Here is a 6,054-nt window from a genome sequence, read left to right on the forward strand (position 1 = left end):
GCCAACCTTGGCGCGGGGTCAGCCGCCGATCTTGTCCTTGCCGCCCATGTACGGACGCAGTACCGCCGGGATGGTGACCGAACCGTCGGCGTTCTGGTAGTTCTCCAGTACCGCCACCAGCGTGCGGCCCACCGCCAGGCCGGAACCGTTGAGGGTGTGCACGTAGCGGTTCTTGCCGTCGGCGTCCTTGAAACGCGCCATCATGCGGCGCGCCTGGAAGTCGCCCATATTGGAGCAGGAGCTGATCTCTCGGTAGGTGTTCTGTGCCGGCAGCCACACTTCCAGGTCGTAGGTCTTGTGCGAGCCGAAGCCCATGTCGCCGCTGCACAGCGTCACCACGCGGTACGGCAGCTCCAGCGCCTGCAGGATCACCTCGGCGTGGCCGACCATTTCTTCCAGCGCGGCGAAGGAGTGTTCCGGATGCGCGATCTGCACCATCTCCACCTTGTCGAACTGGTGCTGGCGGATCAGGCCGCGGGTGTCACGGCCGTAGGCGCCGGCTTCGGAACGGAAGCACGGCGAGTGGGCGGTGAACTTCAGCGGCAGTTCGTCGTGCTTCAGCACCGACTCGCGCACCATATTGGTCATGGTGATTTCCGAGGTGGAAATCAGGTACTGCGGCTGGGCCGCCGCTTCGCCGCCACGCTCGACACGGAACATGTCCTCGGCGAATTTCGGCAGCTGGCCGGTGCCGTACAGCACGTCGCTGTTGACGATGTACGGGGTGTAGGTTTCGCTGTAGCCGTGCTTGTCGGTGTGGGTGTTCAGCATGAACTGCGCCAGCGCGCGGTGCAGCTGCGCGATCTGGCCGCGCAGCACGGTAAAGCGGGCGCCGGACAGCTTGGCGCCGGTCTCGAAATCGAGGCCCAGCGGGCTGCCGACATCGACGTGATCCTTGACTTCGAAGTCGAACGCGCGCGGCGTGCCCCAGCGGCGGGCTTCCACGTTGCCGCTTTCGTCGGCGCCGGCCGGCACCGATTCGTGCGGCAGGTTGGGGATGGTTAGCAGCCAGTTGTCGATGCGGTTCTGTACCGCGGCGAAGGCTTCTTCGGCGGCCTTCAGCTCGTCACCCAGCGACGCGACCTGCGCCATGATAGCGGACACGTCTTCGCCGTTCTTCTTGGCGATGCCGATCTGTTTCGAGCTGCTGTTGCGCTGCGATTGCAGTTCCTGCATCCGGGTTTGCAGGGACTTGCGCTCTGCCTCCAGCGTGTTGAAGGCGTCGGTTTCCAGGGTGTAGCCACGGCTGGCCAGACGGGCCGCCACTTCATCGATATTGCTGCGCAGCAGTTGAATATCCAGCATTGTTTTCAGTCCTGTATTTCTGTCTCGGGTAGGGTGTGGCCGGCAACACGGCACGCGCGGGTCTCGCTCGCGGCCGTGGTTGCGCCCGCCGGCACAAAGTTTCCCCGCAAGTTTACCGGCAGCAGGGGGCAGTTGTCCCGTTTTGCCGTGCCGGCGTCGCGTGGCTGGCGGTCGGAAAAGTGACCGCACTGCCGCTAAGAGCATGGGTTGCAGGGCCATTGCGCAGTGCTTATGCCGGAAAGATTAAAGTAACATGCAAACGTTATGTAATACTTGTAACGGATATTAATGATTGATTTTGAATGTCAGGGGAAAAACGTGTCCAGAGCTCATGTTATGGCCTTGTGCCTTGCGGCCGCGGTGGTGACCGGTTGTGCGCTGCCGAAAGCGAATCAGGGGGTGTCTGTCAGCCAGACCACGCGGGGGGTCGAAATCCGCTCTTCCGATTCCATCCTGTTCGACTCCGGCCAGTACGAAGTGAAGGCCTCGGCGCGGCCGTTCCTCGACCAGGTGGCCGGCCTGCTGACCTCGCGTACCAAGAGCAATGTCTTGATCGAGGGGCATACCGACAGTGTCGGTGGCCGCGACTTCAACCAGGACCTGTCCGAGCTGCGCGCCTTGTCGGTGATGAAGGCGCTGGTCGATCGTGGCGTGCCCAAGACGCGCATCAAGGCGCTGGGTTACGGCATGAGCCGGCCGCTGGCGAACAACGCGACCGAAGCCGGTCGCCAGATGAACCGCCGCACCGACATCATCATCCTCGGCGAGCGGCAGGAAAACCTGGGACAGGATCCGTTCAAGGGCATGATTGACAGCGTGGTCAGCTTCGGCAAGGGCCTGTTCAAGTAATTCAATGCCACGGCACTCGCCGGCGAGTGCCGTTTTCATTTTGCAAAGTAAGGAATGTTCATGGCTGATTGCCCCGCCTGCCACGCCGTCAATCGCGACAGTGCGCGTTTTTGTCTGAGTTGCGGTCACGCGCTGCAGGCTGTGCCGGCCGCGCCGCCAGCAGCGACGCCGGTCAGCGACAGTTGTACCTGCCCGGCCTGCGGCGAGGAAAACCGCGCCGGCCGCAAGTTCTGCAAACACTGCGGCAGTGCCATGTTGGCCGCAACCGATAGCACACAAGAGGTGCCACCCGCTGCGCCAGTTGCCGCCACCGTGCTCACCACTGAGGCGGCGGTTGCCGATGCGCCAGCCAGTGCCGCAACCGTAGCGGTCGCGACTGCCGTGCCGCTTGAACCTGTTGTCGTTGCAGTCCGCGGCGCGGCCGGATCGCGGACGGACGAGGAGGGCAGCCAGCCTGCGCTGACCAGTGCCGAACCGGCACCTCTTGCTACGGAGGCGGTCGTGCCGGAAGCGGCGCCGATGACCGCGCCGGCCGCGGCGCATGTGACCGTCGAAACCATCGCCAGCCGTGAGCCGCTGGCGCCGGTCGTTGTCACTGAGCCAGCACCGGACAGTGTCGCCGAGCCAGTGGTACCGGTCGTCAGCAACGAGCCGTCTTCGCTGGAAACGGAGGTAGTCGTTACCGAGGCCATCGCGCAGCGCGCGTCGGCGCCGGTGTTGGTCGCAACGGCTGCGCCCGAAGTACCGGTCACGCCACCGTCCATGGCGGTGGCCGCAGAAAGCATGGTTACCGTCGCGGTGGTAGCGAGTGCCAGCGAGCAGCCTGCGCCTGTAGGCGTTCCTGCCGCTGTGGCGGCTGCCGGTTCGGTGGGCGAGGGCATAGCGCAGCCTGCGCATACGCCATCCCCTGCGGCGGATGCCAGCGCGGTGGCGCTGCGGGTCGAAGCGGCGGTGGCCGGTGCGGCGCAGGTGTCCGCGGCAATCGACAGCGCAGTGGCAAGCTTGGCCGCCGGCGCGGTCACAACGGCGACCCCGGCCGATGCACCCGCCACGAACCTGCCAGAGACGCCCGAAGCGGAACCCAGAGTCTCATCGGCGCCGGCTGCGGCCACGTTTGCGCCGGCACCCGTCGCCGGCAATGGCAACAGCGCATTGCCGACTACATCAAGCGTCGTAGCGGAGGCGGCCAATCCCGCCAGTACCGTTGCGGCCAACGTTGCGACGGCCATGGCGCCGGTGGCACGACCGTGGCGGCACTGGGCGCTTGGCGCCCTGCTGCTGGGCATGGTGGCGGCCGCGGTGATGCTGAGCGGTGTGTTCAGCAGCGGCGCTCAGCCGGCGTCGACGGCGGCCGCGTCGGAGCCGGCCGCAATTGCCTTGCAGCCGGGCACCGGTCCGTTGCAGGAACAGACCAAGCTGCCGGCCGGCAGCAGCGCCGCAGCGGCGGTGGCGCCAGTGGTGACGCCGATTGTCGCGGCCCCGCCGGTACAGAGCCCGGCGTCAGAGCCGATCCCCGCGCCGGCGCCGGCGAACGATGAACTGGCGGTGCCCCAGCCGATGCCGGAGATCAAGCCGGCGACCAAGCCTGCTGCTGTGGCGCCGGTCGCCAAGACCGCACCGAAGAACGAGGCGAAAGCCAGTAGCCAGCATGATGAAATCCGGCGCAAGAAAGAAGAACTGAAACGACAACTGGGCCTGCAATAAGCCGCTCACTGCCATAACTGGAGAATGATCCTGATGAAAATGTCGCAGCAACTTAAAAATACCGGCTCGCTGCTGGATGCTACCGAGGCGCTGGGCAACTGGCGGGCACTGGCGCTGTTTGCGGCCAGCCTGTTGGGGGCGGCGCTGGTGTTTGGCGTGCTGGCCATGACCCAAAGCGGTTTCGGCCTGTTCCTGGGGGCGCTGCTGTCGTGGCTGGTGGCGTTTTATGGTGTCAACGCGGTCGGCATCATGCTGATGGATGCCAGCCGCAGCGGACAGTCGCGCCAGATAGCGGCGGCGGTGATGGCGTCGCTGTTCAGCAGCCACCGCCTGCTGCTGGTCGGGCTGGTGGCGCTGGGTGGCATGCTGTTGCTGCTCTTGCTGGTCGCCATCGTGCTGCTGCTGTGCAAGATTCCGCTGCTGGGGCCGCTGCTGTTTACCTTTGCGCTGCCGCTGACCGCCTTGCTGCTGGGCTTTGCCTTTTTTGCGTTGGCCTACGTGTTTTACCCGCTGGCGGCGTCGGCGGTGTGGAGCGGCGCCTCGGTGCGTGAAACGTTGGTCAATCTGCTGGCGATCGCGCGCCAGCGTCTGGTGTCGGTGGTGGTGAAAGAGCTGGTGCTGGCGCTGGTGGTGCTGGTGTCGGCTGGCATCATCGGCGGTATCGTGTTTTCCGGGCTGGGCATGGTGATGAGCATGTCGGCCGGCATTCTGGGCGGCATCGGTGGCCTCGGCATGCAGTCGATGGCGATGATGGTGATGGGCGGCATGGGGGAGGGCGGTGGCTATGTCATCGCCGGCGGACTGGGCTCGTCGCTGCTGCTGGCGGCGGCGATGATTGTTCCGGGGCTGATCGCGCTGCAGGGCTGCTGCCAGATCTACCTGTCGTCGATTGACGGACTGGATGTCAGCGCCACCGAGCAGGAACTGGCGCGTCGCCAGCAACAGCTGGAGCAGAAGACGCAGCAGATCAAGCAGAAGATCGAGGAGCAAAAACAGCAGCTGGCGACACCGGCACCGGTTGCCGCCGCCAACACTGCCATGGCGCTGCCGCATTGCCCGCACTGCAAGGCGCTGTTGGAAGACACCGACGACCGCTTCTGCGGCGAGTGCGGCAAACCGGTAAAGGATGACTGATGAGCCGCTTTTGCACCCAGTGCGGCACGGTCAACGAAGCCGACGCCCGTTTTTGCGACGCCTGCGGCAAGCCGCTGAAGCCAAGAGCGCCAGCGCCGGAGGCGAAGCCGTCCGCGAGCACGGCGTTGGCGCCTGACACGCCGCTAATGCCGGCCCGCCGCCTGCCGTGGCCATGGCTGGGTGGCGGCATCGCGTTGTTGCTGCTGCTGGCCGCGGCGGCCTGGTACTGGTTGCAGCCACAAGAACCGTCCAAGGAAGTGTTCATGGCGGCGATCAACCAGCATCTGGCCCAGCACGATGCCGATTACCGGCGCAAGGTGTGTCTGCGCAATCTGCCTTATGGCAAGCAGTCGCTGGTGACCAGTCCGTTCGACCAGGCGAGCAACGCCTGGCTCGGCGAACTGGTCAAGGCCGGCCTGTATGCCGCGCCGCAAAAGATCAGCAACGGCTTTTTCGGCGAGCAGCTGGAATACCAGCAGACCGATCTCGCGCGGACAGCAGTGGTGGACGGCCGCCTGTGTGTCGGCAGCGGCATCGAGGCGGTGGCGGTGACGCAGTGGTCGCCGCCACAGGCGATGGGCGAGCTGCTGGTGTCGCAGGTGCGCTACGACTTCCAGCCGCGTCAGCCGGTGGCGTGGCTGACGCCGGCCATCCGCCGCGAGCTGTTTGGCGAGGCGGGCAAGGGCGAGGCGCGCATCATGCTGCTGCGCAAGGATGGCCGCTGGCAGGTGGCCGACGATGGCGAGCGTCAGGCGCTGGAGGCGGCGGTCTTCATGCAGGCACTGGCCAAGGAAGGCATTGAGCGGGCCGGCGAGCAGGCCAGTACCGGCCTGAAGGCGTGGCTGGGCCGCCTGTTCGGCCCGGCGGAGCCGTCGGCGGACGACATCTGGCTGGCCTTGCTGGATTACTCGCCGTTGCTGGCCAGCCAGCAGCAAGGCTACGCCAAGCAGGACTGCACCGCGCTGGCGCAGCAGCCGGACACCTTCAGCTGCCGCATTCGTGTCGGCGGCGGCAGCGAGCGGGTGTTGCTGTCGAAGAACGGTGACGGGGTCTGGCAGCTGC

5 protein-coding genes are annotated in these 6,054 nt (G+C 65.8%); 4 read left to right on the forward strand and 1 reads right to left on the reverse strand.

From position 1 onward, the window contains the following. Positions 1-18: 18 nt before the first annotated feature. Positions 19-1,305: a serine--tRNA ligase gene (serS, locus tag ACG97_RS11160; RefSeq protein ID WP_047967439.1), complete on the reverse strand. Its 1,287-nt coding sequence runs from the start codon at positions 1,303-1,305 to the stop codon at positions 19-21. Between the two features lie 336 nt (positions 1,306-1,641). On the opposite strand from serS, the gene ACG97_RS11165 reads away from it, so the two are divergent. The 4 genes from ACG97_RS11165 to ACG97_RS11180 form a co-directional block, all read left to right on the forward strand. Next, positions 1,642-2,154: an OmpA family protein gene (locus tag ACG97_RS11165; protein ID WP_047967440.1), complete on the forward strand. Its 513-nt coding sequence runs from the start codon at positions 1,642-1,644 to the stop codon at positions 2,152-2,154. 60 nt (positions 2,155-2,214) lie between these two features. Further along, a complete protein-coding gene (locus tag ACG97_RS11170) occupies positions 2,215-3,858 on the forward strand; it encodes a zinc ribbon domain-containing protein (RefSeq protein WP_162199009.1) in 1,644 nt (547 codons plus the stop codon). Between the two features lie 24 nt (positions 3,859-3,882). Next, a complete protein-coding gene (locus tag ACG97_RS11175; RefSeq protein WP_047967442.1) occupies positions 3,883-4,992 on the forward strand; it encodes a zinc ribbon domain-containing protein in 1,110 nt (369 codons plus the stop codon). After that, positions 4,992-6,054 (forward strand): zinc ribbon domain-containing protein (locus ACG97_RS11180; RefSeq protein WP_156168018.1); only part of this gene is annotated, 1,063 nt, incomplete at its 3' end. The genes ACG97_RS11175 and ACG97_RS11180, both read left to right, overlap by 1 nt.

Source organism: Vogesella sp. EB, assembly GCF_001037925.1.
Classification (GTDB): domain Bacteria; phylum Pseudomonadota; class Gammaproteobacteria; order Burkholderiales; family Chromobacteriaceae; genus Vogesella; species Vogesella indigofera.

Coding starts and splice junctions, on each gene's coding strand:
- serS (WP_047967439.1), bottom strand. CDS start 1,305: ATGCTGGATATTCAACTGCTGCGCAGCAATATCGATGAAGTGGCGGCC.
- ACG97_RS11165 (WP_047967440.1), top strand. CDS start 1,642: ATGGCCTTGTGCCTTGCGGCCGCGGTGGTGACCGGTTGTGCGCTGCCG.
- ACG97_RS11170 (WP_162199009.1), top strand. CDS start 2,215: ATGGCTGATTGCCCCGCCTGCCACGCCGTCAATCGCGACAGTGCGCGT.
- ACG97_RS11175 (WP_047967442.1), top strand. CDS start 3,883: ATGATCCTGATGAAAATGTCGCAGCAACTTAAAAATACCGGCTCGCTG.